Genomic DNA, 22,970 nt, shown 5'->3' on the forward strand with positions numbered 1-22,970 from the left:
AACACCGCATGTCGCTTTCGTAAGTTATTGAGCCTGCAGGTTTTAGGCTCGAAAAGTTATATGCTCATAAGTCATCAAAAAAGGGAGTGCTGAAATGTCGGGATTTTTCAAGGAGTTTCGCGAGTTCGCCGTTAAAGGCAACGTGATCGATATGGCGGTGGGGATCATCATCGGTGGCGCGTTTACGCTCATCGTTCAGCGGCTGGTGGCGGATATCATGAATCCGATCATTGGTTTGCTGGTCGGCGGCATCGACTTCTCCAATATCTTTATCGTGCTGCGCGAAGGCGCGGTGGCCGGGCCGTATCTTACGTTAAGCGCCGCTCAGCAGGCGGGGGCGGTGACGCTCAACATCGGGCTGTTTCTCAACGCGGTGATCAGCTTCACCATCGTCGCCTTCGTGGTCTTCATGCTGGTGCGCACCATCAACCGGCTCAAGCGCGAAGAGGTCGAAGCGCCCAAAAGCCCGGTGGAGAAGTCCTGCCCCTACTGCTTCATGACCGTACCGATCAAGGCGAGCCGCTGTGGGCACTGCACCTCCTCGTTGAAAGCGCCTGATGAAAGCCCCGCCCCGGAGTCGATGGCGCCATAAAAAAGGGTGGATTGAATGATTATGCCCATCAGTGCGAGACGGCTGGCCCGTAACGCCCTGCCACATGTTCGGTAGTATTTTTCGGTATTAGACTAAAGTTGTAATCCATTGTTCGCCCGGTGCCAGCCGGGCGTTTTACGTTCAAAGCACCCGTTTGGGCGGGCGGGCGCAGGGCAATCACGACTTGGTTAATAAGCTAATTAGCAAGATCTATATTAAAATGGGGCTATTAAAAGAACCAGAATACCGCTGACCCACGACGCAATGAGCAAGGAGAGACCGTGAGCCTAAAAGACGCATCGCGACGTCGGTTCATGAAGGGAGCGCTGACGGGGATCCCCGCCGTCACCATCGGCAGCGGCGTATCGCTGACCGCTTTTGCCGATGAGCCCCCGCAGCAGCTAACCGATTACCAACCCGCCTTTTTCGAGGCCGCCGAATGGGATTTCATCATCGCCGCCTGCGATCGCTTGATTCCAGGTCAAGGCCCCGGCCCCGGCGCGCTCGATACCAACGTACCGATCTTCATCGACCGCCAGATGGAAGGGGGCTTCGGCCACGCCGCCGACTGGTACATGAAGGGGCCCTTCCCCGATGACGTGCCGGCGCTCTTTGGCCATCAGATCCCGCTGACCCCGCGTGAGATGTATCGCGAAGGGATCGCGGCGGTGAACGACTTCTGCCAGGACCGCCACGACGCCGCATTCGCCGCGCTCGATGACGCCGCCCGCGACCAGGTTCTGACCCAGCTCCAGGACGGCGAGATCGAGATGGCGTCGATGCGGGGCAGCTACTTTTTCGACATGCTGCTGCAAAACACCAAGGAAGGCTATTTTGCCGACCCCATCCACGGCGGCAACAAACACATGGCGTCCTGGAAGTTCATCGGTTTCCCCGGGGCACGCGCGTCGTATCGCGAATGGGTGGACCAGCACAACGTCGAGTACCCGCTGGGGCCGGTCAGCCTTAACGGCGAGAGGGGATAAGCATGGCACGTACAGAATCACCCGTAGACGTCGTGCTGGTCGGCTTTGGCTGGACCAGTGCGATCATGGGCATGGAATTGACCGACGCAGGCTTGAACGTGCTGGCGCTCGAGCGCGGCGAAGACCGCGACACGGTACCGGATTTCGCCTACCCGAAAATGGCCGACGAGCTCACTTACGGGGTGCGCTACAAGCTGATGCAGCGCCCGGCGAAAAGCACGCTGACCGTGCGCCACAACGTGGGCGACATGGCGGTGCCTTATCGTCAGTTGGGCTCGTTTCTGCCCGGTGACGGCGTCGGCGGCGCCGGCACCCACTGGAACGGCCACACCTGGCGGCCCCAGCCCCAGGAATTGCGCCTGAAAAGCTACGTCGAGGAGAACTTCGGCGCTGACATCATTCCCGATGAAATGACGATTCAGGACTACGGCGTCAGCTACGATGAGCTCGAGCCCTTTTTCGACTTCTTCGAGAAAGTGGCGGGTATCTCCGGCAAGGCGGGCAACCTGAACGGCGAGATTCAGGCGGGAGGCAACCCGTTCGAAGGCTGGCGCTCCGACGAGTACCCCATGCCGCCGCTGGCGCGGACCTATAACGATACGCTGTTCGCCGATGTCGCACGAAGCGAAGGCTATCATCCCTTCCCGCTGCCCGCCGCCAATGCCTCTGTTGCCTACACCAACCCTTACGGTATGCAGCTCGGCCCGTGTAACTTCTGCGGTTTCTGCGAGCGCTACGGCTGCTTGAACTACTCCAAGTCCTCGCCGCAGACCTGCATTCTGGGCGCGCTCAAGCGCCGCGAGAATTTCTCCTACCGCACCCAGAGCGAAGTGCTGCGCGTGGAGCTCGACAGCAACAAAGAGCGCGCCACCGGCGTGACCTATATCGACCCGGAAGGCAACGAGGTCTTCCAGCCGGCGGATCTGGTGATACTGGGCGCGTACTCGCTGCACAACGTGCACCTGATGCTGGTGTCCGGTATCGGCACGCCCTACAACCCGGAAACCGGCGACGGCGTAGTCGGCAAGAACTACGCCTATCAGATGAACGGCGGCTCTTCGCTCTATTTCCGCGACAAGGAGTTCAACCCCTTCATCGGTGCCGGTGGCAACGGCGAGGTGATCAACGACTTCGGCGTCGAGCAGATCGACTTCGCTCAGGAAGGCTTCATCGGCGGCTCCTACATCAACGCCGCGATGACTAACGGCCAGCCGATTCGCAACATGCCGCTGCGTGCCGGCGCGCCAAGCTGGGGCGAAGGGTGGAAGCAGGCGGTGCAGGAGACCTACGGCCACGTCATGTCGATTGGCTCCCACGGCAGCAACATGGCCTACCGCGACTGCTACCTGGATCTCGACCCCAACTATACCGACGATCACGGCCGGCCGTTGATGCGCATGACCTTCGACTGGAAGGCCAACGATGTGCGCATGACCCAGTTCATGAAACAGAAGATCGATACGCTTTCAAAGGCGCTGGGCCCGGACGACTATCGGCTCTCCTTCAAGGACTTCGATACGCGCTACGACGTTCGCCCCTACCAGACCACGCACAACGTGGGCGGAGCGATCATGGGCACCGATCCCTCATCCAGCGCGCTCAACCGCTACCTGCAGAGCTGGGACGTACACAACGTGTTCGTGATGGGCGCCAGCGCCTTTCCGCAGAACCTGCAGTACAACCCGACGGGGCTGGTCGGTGCACTGACCTACTGGTCGGCGAAGGCAATCCGCGAGCAGTACCTGCCCAACCCCGGCCCGCTGGTTCAAGCCTAAGGAGAGCGACCATGAAGCACACCGTAAAATGGCGCCAGGGGCTGGTCGGCGTTGGCCTTTTGAGCGTCACCACCGCAAGCCTCGCGTTCGATGACGACGTGATCAGCCGCGGCGAATATCTGGCGCGCGCCGGCGACTGCGTGGCGTGTCATACCGCCCCCGGCGGTGAGCCCTTCGCCGGCGGTTTGGGCGTGGAGAGCCCCTTTGGCGCCATTTACTCGACCAACATCACCCCAGACCCGGAAACCGGCATCGGCAACTATAGCCGCGACGAGTTCGCCGCCGCCCTCAGGCAGGGCGAGCGCGCCGATGGCAAGCACCTTTATCCGGCCATGCCGTACCCCTCCTATTCGCTGATCACCGATGAGGATATCGACGCGCTCTACGCCTACTTCATGGAAGGCGTGGCGCCGGTCGAGCATACCCCTGAGCGCACGGACCTGAGCTTTCCGTTCAACCAGCGCTGGGGCATCGGGCTTTGGGACTGGCTGTTTACCAACGATGAGACGTTCTCACCGGACCCCGAGCGCAGCGACGAGCAGAACCGCGGCGCCTATCTGGTTCAGGGGCTTGGCCACTGCGGCAGTTGCCACACCGAGCGCGGGCTCTTCTTCCAGGAGAAGGCGCTGGATGATAGCGACGACGCGTTCCTTGCCGGCGAGGTGCTGGAGGGCTGGTACGCGCCGAGCCTGCGCGGCAGCGGCGACGGCGGCAGCGCCATCGAGCGCTGGGACGATCAGGCGATCGTCGATTACCTCGCCACCGGGCGTAACGACGAAAGCGCCGTGGCCGGCGAGATGACGTCGGTGGTGGCGCACAGCACCTCGCATCTCAACGAGAGCGATTTGCAGGCGATCGCCGCCTACCTGAACGGACTGGGAAGTCACGGCGACCGCCCTCTGATCACCGACGCGCAGGTCGACGAAACCGATGCCATGCTCACGCGGGCGGACGTGGAAAACGATCTGGGCGCGCGGCTCTATCTGGATAACTGCAACGCCTGCCACTTCTCCAACGGCCGCGGCGCCGCCCAGGTGTTCCCGAGCCTGTCGGGAAGCTCGATGGTCAACGCCGACGACCCGACCGGCATGATCCGGGTGATCCTCGCCGGAGCCCGGCTGCCCTCCACGGAGCAGCGCCCGGAAGCGCTGGCCATGCCGGACTTCGCCTGGCGCCTGTCCGACGACGAGGTGGCCGAGCTTGCCACCTTCGTGCGCGGGGCCTGGGGCAACGACGCGGGAGCGGTGAGCGCCAGCGCCGTAGCGGAGGTGCGCGACGAGCTGCCGGAAGACCGCGTGACCAGCGCGCCGGTCATCGACGACTGACCGGTTTTCCCAAGTCGTGAAAAGAAAGTCATGAAAAGTAAGCCATGAAAAAGGGTGCCCCGTGGGGCACCCTGATCAACGCAAAACCCCACCGATCAGTGGGGTTTTTTGTACCTGAAGGCAGTCTTTAAAAACAGTCTTTAAAAACCGTGCTTACAGGGTACGTTGAGTGTCGGCATTGATGGTCTGCTCGCCAGTGGCACCGTTACGCGCCTGCAGCAGATCCTTGGTCAGCGCAGCGTTGTGGCTCTGTTTGACGCTGGCAGTACCAGTGGCGTCCAGATCGGCGTTGATGGTCTGCTCACCGGTTGCGCCGTTGCGGGCGTGCAGCTGGTCAAGCGAGATCGCGTTGTGGGTGTTGGCGATGTGAGAGTCGGCGCTGGTGACCGGCAGACCCACGCCGCTGTTCTTGGCGATGACCTGCTCGACGGAGGCGTTGCGCGACTCGATCTGTGAAACGCTCGAGCTGTTCGGTTGATCGGCGCTGTCAATTGCGGCGAAGGCAGAACCGGAAACGAGGGCGAGGGCGATAGCGGCGGTGGTGGTCAGTTTTTTCATGGTGGCGTACCTGATTAGTCGATTTGAATGTTTTTTTAGGGCTTGTTGGGCGAGAGCGCCTCAAACCATGCAACTATCTTAGTATCGAAAAATTAGTAAAAAAAGCGCTTAAAATTCGCTAGACCATTCGATTTGTTTAAATATATTTGCGACAAATGCTGTACATCCGAATATTTATGTAAAGTATTGAGATGATATGGCGCGAAAAACATCGAACGCCGTCGATTTAGACCAAAGTCGTAGAAAAGAGAAGGGCGCCCAAGGGCGCCCATTCATCAGGTGAAACTCGCAAGGCAATAGGTCAGCGGCGTTTTTTTCCACCTTTTTGTGGGCCGTCGCTGTCGTTTGCATCGCTAGGTTGAGGCAGGGAGGGCAGCGACTGGGCCATCATCTCCACGCTTTGGCGGTAGTAGAGCTGGCTCTTGTTATGCTCGCCAAGGCTTGCGTAAAGGCGCGCAAGCTCGGCGCACACTTCGCCGCTCGGGCGCTGGCGCTGGCTGGCCTCGAAATACTCGAGCGCTTTCTCCCATTGGCCGGTACGCAGCGATAGGCGCCCGCAGGCCAGCAGCAGTTCCGGGTCGTTGGGGCGCTCCTGCAGCCATTTTTCGGCGCGGGCGAGCTGGCGCGCCGCGTCGACGCCCAAAAGCCCGAAGCGCTTGACTAGCCGCGCGTCCCAGTGAGTGTCCAGCGACTGGCTCAAAAGCCGCTCGGCGATCGCCTCTTCATTCGCCTGCAACAGCGCCTCGACGTAAAGCACGATCAGCTCGGTGTTGCCGCGTAGATAGTCCGGCATGTCCGCCCACAGCCCGCGCACCCGCTCGATATTGGCCGGGTTGGCGGCTTCGAACAGAATCAGCTCGCGGTAAGCCTTGAACTCGAGCTGCTCGCGCTCCTGCTGGGTGATCAGCTTTTTGGCCACCAGCCGCGGGACTAGATGGCGAAGCCCCTCCCAGTCGCTGACGCTGAGATAGACCTGCTTCAAGAGCTTCAGCACCTGCGGGTGGTTGGGCAGCTTCTGGTCAAGACGGTTGAGAATCGCCAGCGCCTCTTCGGGCTGCTGACGATCGATCATCAGCTGCGCCTGCATCAGGCCTACGGCGGTGTCGGCGCCATCGGTTGTGAGCTGGGCCTGGTTCAGGTGCTCCTGAGAACGCTCGTGGTGGCCCTGGTAGTGAGCCGCCAGCGCCGCCGAAAGGTAGTTGACCATCGGCGTGCTGGAGTCGTCCGCCGCGCCCGCCAGCGTGCGCTCGGCGCGCTTGAAGCGGCCCTCGGTCAGCGCGACCAGCCCGCGCACCGTGCGCTTCATGGCGCGGCGATTGCGTGCCCGGGCGTTCCAGGTGCGATAGCGGCCCACCGGGCGAACGATGCCGGAAAGAAGGCGCAGCGCGAAGTGCACTACGATGAAGGCGGCCAGCAGCAGCAGCAAACCGAACCAGAACGAGGTCTGCACGGAGGTGTCGCCGACGCGAATCAGCCAGTAGCCCGGCACCGACATCATCAGGTGGCCGAACAGGGCGCCGACGGCAAGGCCGGCGACGATTAACAGCAGCAGCTTTCTCATTCGTCACCTCCGCCCTGGCGGCGCGCCTGAAAGCGGTTGTCGATGAAATCGGCCATGGCCTGCTGCGAACCGCTGATATCGGGAAGCTCCGGCTCGACCTGATTTTGCTTGATCTCTTCAAGACGCGCGATCACGCTCTGGGTCTCGTCGCGCTCGGTGTCGTAGTAGCGCTCGAGCAGATCCAGCGCCTTGTCGAGGCTCGCCTCGAACAGCGGCTGCTCTTCTCGAAGCAGGGCAAGCTGGGCCTGTTCGAGGATCAGGCGCAGGCTTTGACGCAGGTAAGACTCCTGCTCCGGGGTGATCAGCGCTTCCAGCGCCTCGTCGTGATGGCGCACCACGACGAGATCGCGAAGCTCGGCGCCGAATTTCGCCAGTTGGCGCTCGAAGGAGCCGCTCGGCGGCTGCTCCATGCCTTCGCTGATCGCCCGCTCTTCGATCTCCTGGGACAGGCGAAGCCCGGCAATCTGCTCCTGCTGAGCGTTCAGCGCCAGGTAAATGCCGGTGCGGTCGACCCGCGGTACGGCGTCAAGAGCGGCAAGCTCATTGGCGATCTCGCGGCGTATCGGCGTCAGCGCCGGGTTATCGGCATCGACCAGGCGAGCGTCGGCAGTGCGCAAAAGGGCAGAAGCGCCTTCGACGTCGCCTTCGAGCTGCAGGCGCTGGTTGGCCAGGCGCAGAAGATAGGCGGCCTCGGCGTGAAGCCAGTCGCGCTCGTCGGTGTCCTGGGCCTGGGAGAGCTGATCGAGCACGTCAGACACGGTTTCGTCGACGCGCGCCTGAACGCTTTCGAGCTCGCCTCGCAGCTCGCTCACGGTGCTGTCGAGCGTCTCGTTACGCTCGCTCTCGCCGCTTTCGATGCGCGACTGAAGCTCGTCGAGGCTCTGCTGGGTGGCGCTTGACTGGGTTTGCTGGGCGAGCTCGTCGATGCGCGCCTGCTGGGCGTCCGTGCGCTGCCAAAGCTGCCAGGCGATCACGCCGAGTATCAGAGCGACGATCACGACCAGCACGATCGCGACCGCACCGCCCTTGCCACCGCTTTTACCACCGCCGGACGGCGGGGTTGGGGTGCTGGAGGCAGGCGTTTTGGGCGGCGGCGTCGTGGCGCTGGGCTTGCTATTGGAGGGGGCGGGCTTGTTCGATGCGCTCGCGGCGCCAGCGGGCGCCTTGTCCGGGCTTGGGCTGGTGCTGTCAGCGCTAGTGCTCGTATTAGCACGGGTACTGGCGTGGGTACCGGTCGTCGTACTGGCGTTAGCGCTGGCGTCGGTTTTGGCCGGCTGACTCTGACTGCCGCCCTTGTTACGCCGGCGTGAGCGGCTGTTTTTCGCCGCGTACGCCTCGGCGTTTTTATCCGCCGCCGGGGTCGAAGGCGAAACGCTCGATGTCGCATCGCTCGGGGGCGTGTCGCTTGCGCCTTGGCGGGAGGCGGCATCATCAGGCGTCTTGTTGTCGCCCTGTTGATCAAATGGTTGTTTGCTCATCTGTCGTTAGCCCTTGTTAAGTTCTTTAATCGACATCGGCATCTCCGGGGGAGCTGAGCGCGTTCAACGCCGCTGCCAGCGCGGCCGTCGATGCGCCTGACGCCACCTTGAGGTCGCAAAAACCCAGCGTGCCGGCCAAGGCGGCCAAACGGCGGCTGGAAACGATTAGGGGTTGTTTCAACGCTGCTTGATGGCACCAGTTTGACAGATATTCGAGCAGTTCGCCGCTGGTCACGATCAATGCGTGAAAACGGCCCTCTGCCAGGCGCCGCTGCAATTCCGGACCGGGCGCGCGATAAACGCGTCGATACGTCGCCACACGGGTCACGGCGGCGCCGCGCGCGGTGAGCGTCTCGGCTAAAAGCGTTCGCCCGCCTTCACCGGCCACGATCAGCACGCGCTGATGCGCAAGGCCTGAAAGCGAATCGAGCGTCAATAGCGCTTCGCTGGTGTCCTCGCCGGCGCTGACCGGGGGGCGCTCTACGCGTACGTCGAGCGCGCCTTCGAGCGCTGTCGCGGTGCCCGCGCCCGGCGCGTAGAAATCGATGCCTACCGGCAGCTGCGGCCAGTAGCGGTCGACCGCCTCGATCAGCTGCAGCGCGGCGAAGGGGCTCGTGACCACGATTTTATGAAAACGGTCGAGATCGAGCCAGACGCTTCTGAGCGCGGCGTCCTCCTCGAGCGTCTCCAGCGCCATCACCTCGAGCGGCTCGACCCAGGCGCCGTCGGCGGCCAGCGCCGAGGCCAGGGCCTCGCCGCGCTCGCCGGGGCGGCCGATCAGTACGGGCGCGGTCATTGGCGCGGTCTGGGTCGCCTTCATGGGCAGCGCGTGCTCATACGTTGTCGCCGTATACCTCGGCGAGAATATCGCCAGCGCCCTGGTCGAGCAGGTCTTCGGCCACGCGAATGCCCAGCGCTTCGGGCTCGTGGATCGAGCCGCGGCCCTCGGCGCGCAGCACCTCGGTCCCTTCCGGGTTGCCCACCAGTCCGCGCAGCCAGATGGTCTCGTTGGCCTTGTCGAGCACCGCATGGCCGGCGATCGGTACCTGGCAGCCGCCTTCCAGGCGGGTATTCATGGCGCGTTCGGCGCGCACGCGGGTGGCGGTGTCGTTGTCATCGAGCGGGGCCAGCAGCGCGATCAGCTCGGGGTCGTGCAGCCGGCACTCGATGCCAAGCGCGCCCTGACCGCAGGCGGGCAGGCAGATCTCCGGCGGCAGCTCCTGGGCGATGCGCGCGGCCAGCCCCAGCCGCTTGAGCCCGGAGGTCGCCAGAATAATGGCGTCGAACTCGTCGTCGTCGAGCTTGGCCAGGCGTGTTTGTACATTGCCGCGCAGGTTCAAAATCTCGAGATCCGGGCGCGCTTCACGCAGCTGCAGGCCCCGACGCAGACTCGCGGTGCCGATGCGCGCGCCTTCCGGCAGCTCATCGACGCTTTGAAACCGGTTGGAGACAAAGGCGTCGGTGGGCTCGGCGCCTTCCAGAATGACGGAAAGTCCGAGCCCCTCGGGAAAGTGCATCGGCACGTCTTTCATCGAGTGCACGGCGATATCGGCGCGGCCGTCGAGCATTGCCTCTTCGAGCTCCTTGACGAACAGGCCCTTGCCGCCGATTTTGGAAAGCGGGGTATCGATGATCTTGTCGCCCTTGGTGGACAGGGCGACCAGCTCGACGTCGAGGCCGCTGTGCGCAGCCATCAGGCGCTCGCGGACGTGCTCTGCCTGCCACAGCGCCAGCTGGCTTTTGCGCGTGGCAATGCGTAATTTGGTGATGGATGACACGTTATTCTCCCTATGCCGCAGACACGGCGTGTCGAACTATGATAAATCTCATCATAAAGCACGCGCTTACGCAGTAAAAACGCTTGCGCCGTAAAATCGATCACTCTTGATTGGCCGACCCTAAACTCTATTGTCACGTGCAGGTAACGCCCATGCCCTCTGCCGATCAACAAGGTGAGCTGGACCACTTTTTTCTGCTCTCGCAGGATATGCTTTGTTGCATCGATTTCCGAGGGGCACTACTCAATGTTAACCCGGCCTTCGAGCGCATGCTGGGCCGCCGCGCCGAAGAGCTCATCGGCCGCCCGTGCGGGGTGATCGTCGAGCCCGATGACCACCCCATTATAGAGCGCGCGCTTGCGCGCATACATCAGGGCGAGCAGATCGAGCCTTTTGACGTGCGCGCCAAAAGCCAGACCAATGCACTCACCTGGCTCGAAGTGAGCGCCTTCGCCGACGGCGAGGTGATCTACGTGATCGCCCGCGATATCACCGAGCGCAAGACCTCCGAGCAGCAGCTGGTGCTTCTGGAGCGCAGCGTGGAGTCGAGCACCAATGGTGTCGTCATCGTCGATGCGCTGGCCGACGATTTGCCCATGGTATACGTCAACAAGGCTTTCGAGACCATCACCGGCTACACCCGGGATGAGGCGCTCGGGCGCAACTGCCGTATCCTGCAGGGCGACGAAACCGACGCCTCCACCGTCAAGCAACTGCGCCGGGGCATACGCGAACAGCGCGATGTGCACGTAATGCTGCGCAACGTCCGCCAGGATGGCACGTCCTTTTGGAACGACTTGTACGTCTCGCCGGTGCGCGACGAGCAGGGGCGAGTCACGCATTTCATCGGCGTGCAAAACGACGTCACCGCCCAGCGCGAGTACCAGGCGCAGCTGAGACACAACGCCAATCACGATGCCCTGACCGGCTTGCCCAATCGCCAGCTCTTGAACCAGCGCTTGTCCCAGGGATGCATGTTGGCCAAGCGCTATCGGCGTCACGTGGCGGTGCTGTTCATCGATCTGGACGACTTCAAGCCGATCAACGATTCGCTGGGTCACGATGTCGGCGATTTCATTTTGATCAGTGTCGCCCGGCGCCTCGAGGAGGAGCTGCGCCCCTGGGATACCGTGGCGCGCATCGGGGGCGACGAGTTTATCGTGCTGCTGCCGGACCTGGCGATGGAGCAGGACGTGATCCAGGTGGTGGAGCGTTTGCTCAGGCGGATTGCCGAACCTTACTGGTATCAGGACAAGGCGCTTCACATCACCGCCAGTATCGGCATCGGTACCGACAACGGCAGTATGGCCAAGCCCCGGTCGCTGGTGCAGCAGGCGGATCTGGCCATGTACAAGGCCAAGCGCCGCGGGCGCAACACCTATCAGTGGTACACCGACGAGCTCAACCATCGGGTGAGCGAGCGGGTGAGCCTGCGCCACGCACTGCAAACGGCCATCGAGCAGGAGCAGTTCGAGCTTCACTATCAGCCGCAGATCGACGGCGCGAGCGGCGAGGTGGTCGGGGTCGAGGCGCTCATTCGCTGGCACCATCCGGAGTGCGGCGCGATCTCGCCGGCGGAGTTCATCGGCATGTCGGAAGAGACTGGCCAGATCATTCCCATCAGCGAGTGGGTGCTGAATCAGGCGTGTCGCGATGCGGTGCATATCAACGACGGCGCCCAGCGCCCACTCGTCATGGCGGTCAATATTTCGCCTACCCAGTTTCAGCGGCCGGGCTTTGTCGCCTCGATCGAGCGCGTGCTCAAGGAGACGGGACTGGCCCCGGCGCTTTTGGAGATCGAGATCACCGAAGGCGTGCTGATGGAGAGTCTGGAGAACGCCATCGAGGCGCTCAAGAAGCTCAGCGCGCTGGGCGTCCACATCGCGCTGGACGATTTCGGCACCGGTTTTTCCAGCTTGAGCTATTTAAAGCGCCTGCCGATCAACCGGCTCAAGATCGACCGCTCGTTCATAAGCGACGTCACCCACGACGAGCACGACGCGGCGATCGTGGAAGGGGTGATCACCATGTCCTTGAAGCTGGGGCTCGAGGTGCTCATCGAAGGCGTCGAAACCGCCGAGCAGTTTCGCTATCTGCACCAGCGCCACTCCACCTTCATGCAGGGCTACTACTTCGCCAGGCCCATGCCGCTGGCCGGGCTCGACGACTACCTGTCGCGGTTCGATTGGCCTCGCGCGCTCAAGGACGCCGGCATCGATTCGCCCTGAGCGGGCGTGCAAAACCGCGTGCCGCGAACCGGGCCGACTCTGGTACACTCTGGGCCAACGATTTCCTTATGTTGTCACCCTTGTTGCCACCTTCGTTTTGTCAGTAGGAATTCTTGATGAGCCAAGCTACGAATCAGTCCTGGGGCGGACGCTTTAGCGAGCCCACCGACGCCTTTGTTGCCCGCTTCACCGCCTCCGTGAGCTTCGACCAGCGCCTGGCCGGTCAGGACATTCAGGGCTCGATCGCCCACGCCACCATGCTGGCGCGCGTCGGCGTGCTCAGCGACGAGGAGCGCGACTCAATCATCGACGGCCTGACCGAGATTCAGGGCGAGATTGAGCGCGGCGAGTTCGAGTGGTCGGTGCCGCTTGAAGACGTGCACATGAACATCGAAGCGCGGCTGACGCAAAAGATCGGCATCACCGGCAAGAAGCTGCACACCGGGCGCTCGCGCAACGACCAGGTCGCGACCGATATTCGCCTGTTCATGCGCGACGCCATCGACTCGATCGACGCGGAGCTAATGCGTCTGCGCGAAGGCATGATTGGGCTTGCCGAGCGCGAAGCCGACACCATCATGCCGGGCTTCACCCACCTGCAGACCGCTCAGCCGGTCACCTTCGGCCACCACCTGTTGGCCTGGCAGGAGATGCTCGCCCGCGACCACGAGCGCCTCTTGGACACTCGCAAGCGTGTCAACGTCATGCCCTTGGGCGCGGCGGCTTTGGCCGGCACCACCTACCCGATCGACCGTCACGTTACCGCCGAGCTTCTGGGCTTTTCCCGCCCGGCGGAGAACTCGCTGGACGCGGTCTCGGATCGTGACTTCGCCATCGAATTCGCCAGCTTCGCCAGCATTTTGTTGATGCATCTGTCGCGCATGAGCGAGGAGTTGGTGCTCTGGACCAGCGCCCAGTTCGACTTCATCGACCTGCCGGATCGCTTCTGCACCGGCTCGTCGATCATGCCGCAGAAGAAGAACCCGGACGTGCCGGAGCTCGTTCGCGGCAAGACCGGGCGCGTCTACGGCCACTTGATGAGTCTGCTCACGCTGATGAAGTCGCAGCCGCTGGCCTACAACAAGGACAACCAGGAGGACAAGGAGCCGCTGTTCGACACCGTCGATACGGTGCTGGACTGCCTCAAGGCCTTCGCCGACATGGTGCCCGCCATCGAGCCAAAAAAAGAGAGCATGTTCGAGGCGGCGCGGCGCGGCTTCTCCACGGCGACGGATCTGGCGGATTACCTGGTACGCCGCGGCGTGGCCTTCCGCGACGCCCACGAGATCGTCGGCCAGTCGGTGGCGTTTGGTCTGAAGGAGAAGAAGGATCTGTCTGAAATGACCCTCGAGGAGCTTCAACAGTTCTCCGACACCATCGAGGCGGACGTCTTTGAGGTCTTGACGCTGGAAGGGTCGGTCGCCGCGCGCAACCATATCGGCGGCACCGCCCCGGACCAGGTACGCGCCGCGGCGAGCCGCGCACTCGAGGCGCTCAAGGCGCACCGGGAGGCACCATGAAGGCGCTCGTCCTGATCGCGCTCGTCGCACTCCTGCTTGCCGGCTGCGGCCAAAAAGGCCCGCTCTACCTGCCGGATGACAACGCCCAGACCGCCGCCGAGGAGTCCTGATGGATCACTTCAACTACCAGGACGGCGTGCTGTTCGCCGAAGAGGTGCCGCTTACGCGCATTGCCGACGAGGTGGGCACGCCCTGCTACGTCTACTCGAAGGCCACGCTCGAGCGCCACTTTCGCGCCTACACCGAGGCGCTCGGCACTCATCCGCACCTGATTTGCTACGCGGTGAAGGCGAATTCGAACCTGGCGGTGCTGGGGCTTCTGGCACGCTTGGGCGCGGGCTTCGATATCGTCTCCGTGGGCGAGCTCGAGCGCGTACTCAAGGCCGGCGGCGATCCGAAAAAGGTGGTGTTCTCCGGCGTGGCCAAGCGCGGCGACGAGATGGCCCGGGCGCTCGAGGTCGGCATCAAGTGCTTCAACGTCGAGTCCGCGCCGGAGCTCGAGCGTCTGAACGCCGTAGCCGGTGAACTCGGCGTCATCGCGCCGGTGTCGCTTCGCGTCAACCCGGACGTGGATGCGGGCACGCACCCCTACATCTCCACCGGGCTCAAGGACAACAAGTTCGGCATCGCCATCGACGATGCGCTCGAGGTCTACACGCTCGCCCAGAAGTTGCCGCACCTCGCCATCAATGGCCTGGACTGCCATATCGGCTCGCAGCTGACCGAAACCGCGCCGTTTCTCGATGCCCTCGAGCGGCTGTTGCTGCTCATGGAGCGGCTTCGCGAGCGCGGTATCGAAATCGAGCATCTGGATCTTGGCGGCGGGCTTGGCGTGCCGTATCGCGACGAAACCCCGCCGCAGCCCTTCGACTACGCAAGCCAGCTGCTGGCACGGCTGTCGCGCTGGGAAGGCGGCGAGGCGCTGACGCTTTTGTTCGAGCCCGGCCGCTCCATCGCCGCCAATGCCGGCGTCATGCTCACCCGGGTCGAATTCTTGAAACCCGGCGAGACGAAAAACTTCGCCATCGTCGATGCGGCCATGAACGATCTGATCCGCCCGGCGCTTTATCAGGCCTGGCAGGCGATCGTACGCGTCGATACTCGTGAGCGCCGTGATACCGCCACGTTCGACGTGGTCGGCCCGGTGTGCGAAACCGGCGATTTTCTCGGCAAGGAGCGCGAGCTTGCCATCGCCGCAGGAGATCTGCTGGCGGTGCGCTCGGCGGGGGCCTACGGCTTCGTGATGGCCTCGAACTACAACAGCCGCCCGCGCCCGGCCGAGGTGATGGTCGACGGCGACCGCGTCCACGTGGTGCGCGCCCGGGAGTCGCTTGAAAGCCTCTGGGCCGGCGAAACGCTCTTGCCAAGCGAGACGACGTAATGCTGCTTCACTTCACCAAGATGCACGGGCTGGGCAACGATTTCATGGTGATCGATCTGGTCACCCAGCGTGCCCGGCTGACCGACGAAACGATCGCCCAGTTGGCCGACCGACGCTTTGGCATCGGCTTCGACCAGCTGTTGGTGGTCGAGCCACCGCGCGACCCGGACATGGACTTTCGCTACCGAATTTTCAATGCCGATGGCAGCGAAGTCGAAAACTGCGGCAACGGCGCGCGCTGCTTCGCGCGCTTCGTGCGCGAGCAGCGCCTGACCCACAAGCACGAGATTTGCGTCGAAACCGCCGGCGGGCCGCTCACGCTGCACGTGCAAAGCGACGGTCAGGTGCGGGTCGACATGGGCCGGCCGCGCTTCGCCCCTGAGCGGCTTCCGTTCGATGCGCCGGCGGATGCGGTGCTGCACGCCATCGAGGTCGACGGGCAGCGCCTCGAGGTCGGCGCGGTATCGATGGGCAACCCCCACGCGGTGCTCACGGTCGACAGCGTCGACACCGCGCCGGTCGAGCGGGTGGGCCCGCTGTTGGAGGCCCACCCGCGCTTTCCCCGGCGGGTCAACGTCGGCTTCATGCAGGTGGTGTCAAAACACGAGATTCGCCTGCGCGTTTTCGAGCGCGGCAGCGGCGAGACGCTTGCCTGCGGTACCGGTGCCTGCGCGGCGGTGGCCAGCGGCATTCGCCAGGGGCTTTTGCAAAGCCCGGTCACGGTGCACCTGCCCGGCGGCCAGCTCACAATCGAGTGGCCGAGCGAAGATGCCGCACTGATCATGGTTGGCCCGGCGACCAGGGTGTTCGACGGCCGCGTGACGCTCAACTAATCCAGCACGCTCAACCACTCCAAGGAGAACGGCGATGTCGCAAGCCCCCGAGCCGCGCAAGACGCTCGACCCGGACCAGGTCGCGTTTTGGCTAGCCCGCCACCCGGACTTTTTCGTCGGCCGGGAAGGGCTCTTACAGCAGCTCAAGGTGCCTCACCCGAACATCGACGGGGCCACGTCGCTTCTGGAGCGGCTGGTGGCCGATCTTCGCCACCGCGCCGAGAGCGCCGAGGGGCGTCTCGAGCACCTGCTGGAAACCGCGCGCCATAACGAGGCGCAGTACCGGCGCCTGCGCGAAACGCTGTTGGTGCTGATCGATGCCGAGGACCGCGACGCGCTGGCCCAGGCGCTGGCGACCCAGCTCAATGAGCGTTTCGACACGCCGGCGATGGCGCTCTGGTGCCCATCGAGTGTGAGCGACGAGGAGCCGACGCCGCCCCAGCCGCCACGCCACGTGCTCGACCAGCACGCGACGTCGCGGCTGACGGCGCTGTTGGACGGGCGCACCAGCCGCTGCGCCAAACTCAGCGCCAGCGACTGGAAGCGCCTGCTGCCCCATACCAAGGCACCGCGCAAGGCGGGGTCATGTGCGATCACGCGGCTCTCCGCCGGCGAGCCGATGGGCTATCTGCTGCTCGCAAGCCCTGACGTTGAGTGCTATCGGGCGAGCATGGATACGCTGTTCACCGAATATTTGGGCGACATCGTCGCAAGACTCCTGCAGCGTTTGGGCAGCGGTGGTTAACGTAGCCGGGGCCAGCGCGATGTGGGAGGCGATCGACGCCTATCTTGGCCGGCTTGCCGAGCGCGCAAGCCCGGCGACCGTGGCGGGCTACCGGCAGGATCTCACCGCTTTCGCCCGTTTCGCCGAGACGCGAGGCGTGGTGCTGGCCGAGCGCCTGGATGCGCCGCTTGCCCGCGCGTTTCTCGGCGCCGAGCGCAGCCGCGGGCTCTCGCCGCGAAGCCTGGCGCGCCGACGCGCCGCGCTTTCACGCTTTGCCGATGCGCTGGTAAGTCAGGGCCGGCTTGCCGACAACCCGGTCCGGCTCGTGCGCACGCCCAAGCAGCCCGGCCACCTGCCGCGGCCGCTGGACGTGGACAGCCTCGCCCGGTTTCTGGATACGCCCCATGACGACTCGCCGCTGGCCTGCCGCGACCAGGCCATGCTGGAGCTTTTCTACTCCAGCGGCCTGCGCCTGGCAGAGCTTGCCGCGCTCGATCTAACGAGCCTGCAAGGCGGCTACGTGCGGGTAGTGGGCAAGGGCGGAAAGCCCCGCCAGGTGCCGGTGGGCCGGCGCGCCCGCGCCGCGTTAACCCAGTGGCTGGCGGTGCGCGGGTGTCTGACCGCAGGCGCAGAGCCGGCGCTGTTCGTCGGGCGCCGCGGCGCACGCCTTGGCCACCGCGCCATCCAAAAGCGCCTGGCGCACCTGTGTGTCGAGCGCGGCCTGGCCGAACCCCTGCATCCGCACCGCCTGCGCCACTCCTTTGCCAGCCACCTGCTGGAGTCGAGCCAGGACCTGCGCGCCGTGCAGGAGCTTTTGGGCCACGCCAATCTCTCGACCACCCAGGTTTACACTCGCCTTGACTGGCAGCATCTGGCCACGAGTTACGATGCCGCCCACCCCCGTGCCAAACGCCGCCCCCGGAGCGACTCATGACCCAACCCGCAGCCGAGCTAAAAGCCATCACCTTCGATCTCGACGACACGCTCTGGGACAACCACGGCGTGATGCTCAAAACCGAGCAGGGCCACTACCAGTGGCTTTTGAGCGCACTCAACGAGTGGCGCTCAAAGCGGGGCGAAGCTGCGCTTTCAATCGAGCAGGAGGCGGGCCTGGCGGACTATCTCGTCAAACGCCAGGCGCTGGCCAAGGCGACGCCCGAGCGCCGGGGCGACTTCACCTGGCTGCGGCTTCGCGCGCTGGAGGCCCAGCTCGAAGCGGCAGGGCTTGACCGCAGCGCCGCGATTTTATGGGCGGCGGCGGCGATGAACGAGTTTCACCGGCTGCGCGTGCAGGTCACCCCGCACCCGGAAGCTTTTGAGCTGCTCGAAGCGCTGGGCCAGCGCTTTCATCTGGCCGCCATCACCAACGGCAATATCCACTTGAAACGCCAGCCGCTGGCGGCCTACTTTCCCATCGCCGTGGCCGCTGGCGAGCTGTTCACGCCCAAGCCCGACCCCCACGCGTTTTTGAACGTGCTCGAGCGCCTCGACGTGGCGCCGGAGTGCGCCATGCACGTGGGGGATTCCTGGGAGGAGGACGTACTGCCGGCAAACAAGCTCGGCATGCACGCGGTGTGGATCGCCGGTGAAAGCGACCGGGCGCTTCCGAGCCGCGTCTACCGGCTGAGCCACGTGCGAGAGCTGCCGGCGCTGATCGCGCAATTGGAGCGCGCGCCCGGCTGAAACGGGCGCTATTGGGGGGGCCGCGTTACTCGGGTTCCGGCGCGTCCAGCCAGCGGTCCAGGGTTTGGCATAGCGTCGTTACCCCGTCGCGCTTGAGCGACGAGAAGAGCTGCACCGTGACCAGGTCTTCCCACTCGACCAGCCGCGAGCGCACTTTTTGCAGCGCCGCACTCGCCGGGCCCTTTTTCAGCTTGTCGGCCTTGGTCAGCAGAATGTGCACCGGCATGCCGCGCTGGTCGGCGACATCGAGCAGGGTCAGGTCGAACTCGGTCAGCGGATGACGCACGTCCATCAGCAGCACCACGCCTTTCAGGCTGAAGCGGTGCAGCAGATACTCGGAGAGATGGCGCTGCCACTCGAGCTTCACCGACTCGGGCACCTTGGCGTAGCCGTAGCCGGGCAGGTCTACCATCCGCGTGGCCGGGTCGTTCATCAGGCTGAAGAAATTGATCAGCTGGGTACGCCCGGGGGTGCGCGAGGTGCGCGCCAGCGCCTTTTGCTGGGTCAGCGCGTTGATCGCACTGGATTTTCCCGCGTTCGAGCGCCCGGCGAAGGCCACCTCGGCGCCGGTGTCGTCCGGGCAGAGCGAAAGCTTCGGCGCGCTGATCATGAACTGGGCCGTGGCGTAGTTGAGGCGCGGGCTTTGGCGGTCTTGAGTCGACATGGAAAAAATCCTGAACGCTTGAGTCATACGTCAAGGCTACCCGTTTGCCTTCGAGGTCGAGGGCAATCGGCCCCGGCCAGGCGGCGGCCATTTAAGCCGGTGACGGGATTCGTTACACTCGGTGGGGCGGGTAGGCTTGCTGAAAACGCTAGTGTAACACTGGACGGCGATGAAAAAGCGGGCAAGTATGCGTTACAACGTATCCCGAGAACCTGCCCGGCGGCGTTGAACGCACCCCGGGAACCGGTCGAACGTTTTGATAGTCATAGGCTTCGCTCAACTTTGGAGAATGTCGATAATGTTTAAAGTATTCGTTGCGGCCGTGGCCGGCCTTGCGCTCTCGACCGCCGCCAGTGCCCAGACGGTGGTGGAAGGCCAGGACTACACGCTGCTGGAGAACCCGGTCGCGACCGTCGCCGATGACGATCACATCGAGGTCACCGAGGTGTTCTGGTTCGGCTGCCCGCACTGCTACGGCCTGCAGGACACGGTCAACGAGTGGTACGACACCCTCGACGACGACGTCGAAGTCGTCAAGATGCCTGCGACCATGGGCGGCAACTGGAATACCCACGCCACCGCCTTCTACGCCGCCCAGTCGCTGGGAATCGAGGAGGAGCTTCATCAGGACTTCTTCGATGCGATCCATCAGGACGGTCAGCAACTGACCGACGAGGATGACATCGCCGCGTTTTTCGCCAACTACGGCGTGACCGAAGACGAGGCCAAAAAGGCGCTCAACGCCTTCCCGGTACGCAGCGAAACCAATCGCGCCAACAGCCGCATGCGCGAAATGCGCCTGATGGGCGTGCCGGCGCTGGTCGTCGATGGCCGCTTCGTGGTGACCCCGAGCACTGCCGGCGGCGCGGACAACATGCCGGTCGTCGCCGAGGCGCTGATCGAGCAGGTCCGTAGCGAGCGCGCCGAGTAATCGTGTCGGGCTTCTCCGCCGACGACGCCGCGCAGCAAGCGCAAAGTCCGTTTTGGGAGAGCGGTACGCTGAGACTTCTGACCTTCAATTTGCAGGTCGGCATTCAAACCTCGGCGTACCATCACTACCTCACCCGGAGCTGGCAGCACTTTTTGCCCCATCCGCGCCGCGTCAAGCGCCTCGACGTCATGGGCGAGGTGTTGGGCAAGTTCGACGTGGTGGGGCTTCAGGAAGTCGACGGCGGAAGCTTTCGCTCCAGCCGTATCAATCAGGTCGAATACCTGGCCGCTCAGGCCGGGTTTCCCCACCATTTTCAGCAGCTCAACCGCAATCTGGGGCGTATCGCCCAGCACAGCAACGGGCTTTTATCGAAACTCACCCCCAGCCGTATCGAAGAGCACCGGCTGCCCGGCACGCTTCCCGGGCGCGGGGCGATCCACGTGCGTTTCGGCAACGGCCCGGACGCGCTGCATATCTTCGTGGCGCACCTGGCGCTGAGCCATCGCGGCCGGGTGCGCCAGCTCAACTATCTAAGCGACATCATCGCCCCGCTTCGCCACGTGGTGGTGATGGGCGATCTCAACTGCACCCCGGAGCAGCTTCACGCCCACGAGCGCTTTAGCGCTTCGCTGCCGCTGCATCCGGTCAAGCCGCTTTTGAGCTACCCCTCCTGGCAGCCGCGCCGAGCGCTGGATCACATTCTGCTGTCGCAAACCCTGGAAGCCGCCGACGTCAGCGTGCTCGACCATCTCTTTTCGGATCACCTGCCGGTGGCGGTGGAATTGCCGCTGCCTGCCGCCTGCCTACGATCACTCGAAGCCGCTCATCGCCCGGCGCCTCTGGCCTGACCATCGCGCTTGAAGCAGCTCTTCGATGGCCCTTGCTCGGTAAATGGTCGTAAAAAGGGGGGCTTGAGGTCGCAGGGGATGACGCAGGGGATAGAATCGGCGATCATTTCGAGTCGTTTTCAGAAGGCAGGACACCTCCATGCGTGCAAATTCTTTTGAGCCGCGGCTTTTACGCTGGCTCGATGGGCTGACCGAAGGCGTCGGGCGAGCGGTCGCCTGGCTGATCATCATCATGATGCTGGTGCAGTTCGCCATCGTCGTGCTGCGCTACGTGATCGGGGCCAACAGCATCGTCATGCAGGAGTCGGTGATGTACATGCACGCTGCGGTGTTCATGCTCGGCGCGGCCTGGACGCTCAAGCACGACGGCCACGTGCGGGTAGACATCTTTTACCGCAAGCTCTCCAGCCGAGCCCGGGCCTGGATCGACCTGCTGGGCACGCTGTTTCTGCTCGTCCCCGTGTCGCTGTTCATCGCCATCGGCAGCTTCCACTACGTGTTGACCAGCTGGGCGATCATGGAGCGCTCGCCCAACGCCGGCATCCCGGCGGTCTATCTGTTGAAGTCGCTGATTCTCGCCATGGTGGCGCTGTTGCTCTTGCAGGCGGTGGCGCAGCTGATTCGCCAGACGCTGATCATTCGCGGCGCGCTTCCCAATCCCACTCATGAGCACGAGGAGGTCGTCTAGTGGCCGTCATACTGGACTTCATGCCGCTGGTGCTCTTCGCCGCCGTGTGCGGCGTGTTGATGCTGGGCTATCCGGTGGCGCTGTCGCTGGCCGGCACGGCGCTTGGATTTGCCGGTATCGGCTACGCGCTCACATCACTGGGCGTGGACGTGCCCTTCGAGCCCCACATGATGGGCGCCATGCCCAACCGCCTCTACGGCATCATGACCAACACGACGCTCCTGGCAGTGCCGCTGTTCGTGCTGATGGGCGTGCTGCTGGAGAAATCTCGCGTCGCCGAAACGCTGCTCGACGCCATGGCGATGGCTTTTGGCTCGCTGCGCGGCGGGCTGGGGCTGTCGGTGATCATCGTCGGTATGCTGCTGGCGGCCTCCACCGGCATCGTCGGGGCCACCGTGGTCACCATGGGGCTTTTGTCGCTGCCGACCATGCTCAAGCGCGGCTACTCTCCGGCGCTGGCCACCGGCACTATCTGCGCCACCGGTACACTTGGCCAGATCATTCCGCCGTCGATCGCGCTGGTGCTGCTGGGCGACGTGCTCTCCAACGCCTATCAGCAGGCGCAGCTCTCCATGGGCGTGTGGAGCCCAAAGACGCTCTCCATCGGCGATCTATTCATCGGCGCTTTAGTGCCGGGGTTGATTCTGGTCGTAACCTACATCGTTTATCTGCTGGTGTTGGCGTGGCTCAAGCCGTCATCGGCGCCGGCGGTGGATCGTGAGGAGCTCAAGGCGGAGCTGAATCACCAGGGCTCGATCTGGCCGCTGCTGCTCAAGGGGCTGGTGCCGCCCATTTTGCTGATCGTGGCGGTGCTGGGCTCGATTCTAGGCGGCTTCGCAACACCCACCGAGGCCTCTGCCGTGGGCGCCTTTGGCGCGCTGGTACTGGCGGTGGCCAACCGGCGCGTGAGCTTCACCATGCTGAAGGAGACGCTCTACTCTACCGCCCAGGTCACCAGCATGGTGTTTCTGATTTTGATCGGCGCGGCGCTGTTCTCACTGGTGTTTCGCGCCTATGGCGGCGAGGAGCTGGTCACGAGCCTGTTCGAGTCCATGCCCGGCGGCGTGGTCGGCGCGACGATCATCGTCATGCTGGTGATCTTTCTGCTCGGCTTCATTCTCGATTTCATCGAGATCACCTTCGTGGTGGTGCCGATCGTTGGCCCGGTGCTGCTGGCCATGGGCGTCGACCCGATCTGGTTCGGCATCATGATCGCGGTGAACCTGCAGACCTCGTTTTTGACCCCGCCGTTCGGCTTTGCGCTGTTCTACCTGCGCGGCGTCACCCCCCCGAGTGTGCCGACCTCGGCCATCTACAAGGGCGTGATTCCGTTCATTTTGCTGCAGCTGGGTATGCTGCTGGCGCTGTCGCTATTCCCGGGGATCGCCACTTGGCTTCCCTCGGTCATGTAAGCACG

General features: G+C 63.8%; 22 protein-coding genes. 16 read left to right on the forward strand and 6 right to left on the reverse strand.

Annotated elements, in window-relative coordinates; all coding sequences use genetic code 11:
- Positions 1-94: 94 nt before the first annotated feature.
- The 4 genes from mscL (at position 95) to RN346_RS00615 (ending at position 4,678) form a co-directional block, all read left to right on the forward strand.
- Positions 95-592, forward strand: a complete 498-nt coding sequence (mscL, locus tag RN346_RS00600) for a large conductance mechanosensitive channel protein MscL (RefSeq protein WP_263585543.1) — start codon at positions 95-97, stop codon at positions 590-592.
- 281 nt (positions 593-873) lie between these two features.
- Positions 874-1,578, forward strand: a complete 705-nt coding sequence (locus RN346_RS00605; RefSeq protein ID WP_263585542.1) for a gluconate 2-dehydrogenase subunit 3 family protein — start codon at positions 874-876, stop codon at positions 1,576-1,578.
- Between the two features lie 2 nt (positions 1,579-1,580).
- Positions 1,581-3,353, forward strand: coding sequence for a GMC family oxidoreductase (locus RN346_RS00610; protein ID WP_263585541.1), 1,773 nt, complete (start codon positions 1,581-1,583; stop codon positions 3,351-3,353).
- An 11-nt stretch (positions 3,354-3,364) separates the two neighbouring features.
- Positions 3,365-4,678, forward strand: a complete 1,314-nt coding sequence (locus RN346_RS00615) for a cytochrome c (protein ID WP_311961818.1) — start codon at positions 3,365-3,367, stop codon at positions 4,676-4,678.
- Between the two features lie 153 nt (positions 4,679-4,831).
- On the opposite strand, the gene RN346_RS00620 is transcribed toward RN346_RS00615, so the two are convergent.
- The 5 genes from RN346_RS00620 to hemC form a co-directional block, all read right to left on the reverse strand.
- On the reverse strand, positions 4,832-5,236 hold the full coding sequence (locus tag RN346_RS00620; RefSeq protein ID WP_311961819.1) for a hypothetical protein: 405 nt from the start codon (positions 5,234-5,236) through the stop codon (positions 4,832-4,834).
- Positions 5,237-5,537: 301 nt separating this feature from the next.
- Complete coding sequence (locus RN346_RS00625) at positions 5,538-6,797, reverse strand: heme biosynthesis HemY N-terminal domain-containing protein (protein ID WP_311961820.1); 1,260 nt, start codon at positions 6,795-6,797, stop codon at positions 5,538-5,540.
- Entirely contained in the window at positions 6,794-8,275 is a 1,482-nt protein-coding gene (locus tag RN346_RS00630; RefSeq protein WP_311961821.1) for a uroporphyrinogen-III C-methyltransferase, read from the reverse strand. Before RN346_RS00630 ends, RN346_RS00625 begins: the two co-directional genes overlap by 4 nt.
- Before the next feature lie 25 nt (positions 8,276-8,300).
- A complete protein-coding gene (locus tag RN346_RS00635; protein WP_311962733.1) occupies positions 8,301-9,071 on the reverse strand; it encodes a uroporphyrinogen-III synthase in 771 nt (256 codons plus the stop codon).
- Positions 9,072-9,108: 37 nt separating this feature from the next.
- Complete coding sequence (gene hemC, locus RN346_RS00640; protein WP_263585536.1) at positions 9,109-10,053, reverse strand: hydroxymethylbilane synthase; 945 nt, start codon at positions 10,051-10,053, stop codon at positions 9,109-9,111.
- A 152-nt stretch (positions 10,054-10,205) separates the two neighbouring features.
- Between hemC and RN346_RS00645 the strand changes: the two genes are divergently transcribed.
- The 8 genes from RN346_RS00645 to RN346_RS00680 all read left to right on the forward strand — a co-directional run bounded on the left by RN346_RS00645 (position 10,206) and on the right by RN346_RS00680 (position 18,422).
- Positions 10,206-12,281 carry an EAL domain-containing protein gene (locus tag RN346_RS00645; RefSeq protein ID WP_311961822.1) on the forward strand — a complete coding sequence of 692 codons (2,076 nt, stop codon included), beginning with the start codon at positions 10,206-10,208 and terminating at the stop codon, positions 12,279-12,281.
- Between the two features lie 116 nt (positions 12,282-12,397).
- Complete coding sequence (gene argH, locus RN346_RS00650) at positions 12,398-13,801, forward strand: argininosuccinate lyase (RefSeq protein ID WP_311961823.1); 1,404 nt, start codon at positions 12,398-12,400, stop codon at positions 13,799-13,801.
- Complete coding sequence (lptM, locus tag RN346_RS00655; RefSeq protein WP_263585533.1) at positions 13,798-13,911, forward strand: LPS translocon maturation chaperone LptM; 114 nt, start codon at positions 13,798-13,800, stop codon at positions 13,909-13,911. Before argH ends, lptM begins: the two co-directional genes overlap by 4 nt.
- On the forward strand, positions 13,911-15,182 hold the full coding sequence (gene lysA / locus RN346_RS00660; protein WP_311961824.1) for a diaminopimelate decarboxylase: 1,272 nt from the start codon (positions 13,911-13,913) through the stop codon (positions 15,180-15,182). The genes lptM and lysA overlap by 1 nt, the downstream gene beginning before the upstream one ends.
- The gene (dapF, locus tag RN346_RS00665) at positions 15,182-16,015 is read left to right on the forward strand and encodes a diaminopimelate epimerase (protein ID WP_311961825.1); all 834 of its coding nucleotides are present in this window, start codon (positions 15,182-15,184) and stop codon (positions 16,013-16,015) included. Before lysA ends, dapF begins: the two co-directional genes overlap by 1 nt.
- 34 nt (positions 16,016-16,049) lie before the next feature.
- A complete protein-coding gene (locus tag RN346_RS00670) occupies positions 16,050-16,760 on the forward strand; it encodes a DUF484 family protein (RefSeq protein WP_263585530.1) in 711 nt (236 codons plus the stop codon).
- Positions 16,761-16,779: 19 nt separating this feature from the next.
- On the forward strand, positions 16,780-17,673 hold the full coding sequence (locus RN346_RS00675) for a tyrosine recombinase XerC (protein ID WP_311962734.1): 894 nt from the start codon (positions 16,780-16,782) through the stop codon (positions 17,671-17,673).
- Entirely contained in the window at positions 17,670-18,422 is a 753-nt protein-coding gene (locus RN346_RS00680) for an HAD family hydrolase (RefSeq protein ID WP_263585529.1), read from the forward strand. The genes RN346_RS00675 and RN346_RS00680 overlap by 4 nt, the downstream gene beginning before the upstream one ends.
- Before the next feature lie 25 nt (positions 18,423-18,447).
- Here the strand turns inward: RN346_RS00680 and yihA are convergent, their stop codons facing one another.
- The gene (yihA, locus tag RN346_RS00685; RefSeq protein ID WP_263585528.1) at positions 18,448-19,086 is read right to left on the reverse strand and encodes a ribosome biogenesis GTP-binding protein YihA/YsxC; all 639 of its coding nucleotides are present in this window, start codon (positions 19,084-19,086) and stop codon (positions 18,448-18,450) included.
- Between the two features lie 298 nt (positions 19,087-19,384).
- Here yihA and RN346_RS00690 point away from each other — a divergent pair, with 298 nt between their 5' ends.
- The 4 genes from RN346_RS00690 (at position 19,385) to RN346_RS00705 (ending at position 22,965) form a co-directional block, all read left to right on the forward strand.
- Positions 19,385-20,017, forward strand: coding sequence for a thiol:disulfide interchange protein DsbA/DsbL (locus RN346_RS00690; protein ID WP_263585527.1), 633 nt, complete (start codon positions 19,385-19,387; stop codon positions 20,015-20,017).
- Between the two features lie 2 nt (positions 20,018-20,019).
- A complete protein-coding gene (locus RN346_RS00695) occupies positions 20,020-20,865 on the forward strand; it encodes an endonuclease/exonuclease/phosphatase family protein (protein ID WP_409335776.1) in 846 nt (281 codons plus the stop codon).
- 139 nt (positions 20,866-21,004) lie between these two features.
- Positions 21,005-21,553: a TRAP transporter small permease subunit gene (locus RN346_RS00700; protein ID WP_263585526.1), complete on the forward strand. Its 549-nt coding sequence runs from the start codon at positions 21,005-21,007 to the stop codon at positions 21,551-21,553.
- Positions 21,554-21,561: 8 nt separating this feature from the next.
- Positions 21,562-22,965 (forward strand): TRAP transporter large permease subunit, encoded by a 1,404-nt coding sequence (locus RN346_RS00705; RefSeq protein ID WP_263587363.1) that lies wholly within the window; start codon positions 21,562-21,564, stop codon positions 22,963-22,965.
- The last annotated feature ends 5 nt before the right edge of the window (positions 22,966-22,970 follow it).

The sequence above is a fragment of the Halomonas sp. PAMB 3232 genome, from assembly GCF_031954225.1.
Taxonomy (GTDB): Bacteria; Pseudomonadota; Gammaproteobacteria; order Pseudomonadales; family Halomonadaceae; genus Vreelandella.

What these genes read in the sequence shown, in the direction of transcription:
- RN346_RS00645 (WP_311961822.1), top strand. Translation starts at nt 10,206, where the DNA reads ATGCCCTCTGCCGATCAACAAGGTGAGCTGGACCACTTTTTTCTGCTC.
- RN346_RS00610 (WP_263585541.1), top strand. Translation starts at nt 1,581, where the DNA reads ATGGCACGTACAGAATCACCCGTAGACGTCGTGCTGGTCGGCTTTGGC.
- RN346_RS00615 (WP_311961818.1), top strand. Translation starts at nt 3,365, where the DNA reads ATGAAGCACACCGTAAAATGGCGCCAGGGGCTGGTCGGCGTTGGCCTT.
- argH (WP_311961823.1), top strand. Translation starts at nt 12,398, where the DNA reads ATGAGCCAAGCTACGAATCAGTCCTGGGGCGGACGCTTTAGCGAGCCC.
- RN346_RS00670 (WP_263585530.1), top strand. Translation starts at nt 16,050, where the DNA reads ATGTCGCAAGCCCCCGAGCCGCGCAAGACGCTCGACCCGGACCAGGTC.
- RN346_RS00625 (WP_311961820.1), bottom strand. Translation starts at nt 6,797, where the DNA reads ATGAGAAAGCTGCTGCTGTTAATCGTCGCCGGCCTTGCCGTCGGCGCC.
- lysA (WP_311961824.1), top strand. Translation starts at nt 13,911, where the DNA reads ATGGATCACTTCAACTACCAGGACGGCGTGCTGTTCGCCGAAGAGGTG.
- RN346_RS00700 (WP_263585526.1), top strand. Translation starts at nt 21,005, where the DNA reads ATGCGTGCAAATTCTTTTGAGCCGCGGCTTTTACGCTGGCTCGATGGG.
- mscL (WP_263585543.1), top strand. Translation starts at nt 95, where the DNA reads ATGTCGGGATTTTTCAAGGAGTTTCGCGAGTTCGCCGTTAAAGGCAAC.
- RN346_RS00620 (WP_311961819.1), bottom strand. Translation starts at nt 5,236, where the DNA reads ATGAAAAAACTGACCACCACCGCCGCTATCGCCCTCGCCCTCGTTTCC.
- RN346_RS00680 (WP_263585529.1), top strand. Translation starts at nt 17,670, where the DNA reads ATGACCCAACCCGCAGCCGAGCTAAAAGCCATCACCTTCGATCTCGAC.
- lptM (WP_263585533.1), top strand. Translation starts at nt 13,798, where the DNA reads ATGAAGGCGCTCGTCCTGATCGCGCTCGTCGCACTCCTGCTTGCCGGC.
- yihA (WP_263585528.1), bottom strand. Translation starts at nt 19,086, where the DNA reads ATGTCGACTCAAGACCGCCAAAGCCCGCGCCTCAACTACGCCACGGCC.
- RN346_RS00690 (WP_263585527.1), top strand. Translation starts at nt 19,385, where the DNA reads ATGTTTAAAGTATTCGTTGCGGCCGTGGCCGGCCTTGCGCTCTCGACC.
- RN346_RS00635 (WP_311962733.1), bottom strand. Translation starts at nt 9,071, where the DNA reads ATGACCGCGCCCGTACTGATCGGCCGCCCCGGCGAGCGCGGCGAGGCC.
- dapF (WP_311961825.1), top strand. Translation starts at nt 15,182, where the DNA reads ATGCTGCTTCACTTCACCAAGATGCACGGGCTGGGCAACGATTTCATG.
- RN346_RS00630 (WP_311961821.1), bottom strand. Translation starts at nt 8,275, where the DNA reads ATGAGCAAACAACCATTTGATCAACAGGGCGACAACAAGACGCCTGAT.
- RN346_RS00675 (WP_311962734.1), top strand. Translation starts at nt 16,780, where the DNA reads ATGTGGGAGGCGATCGACGCCTATCTTGGCCGGCTTGCCGAGCGCGCA.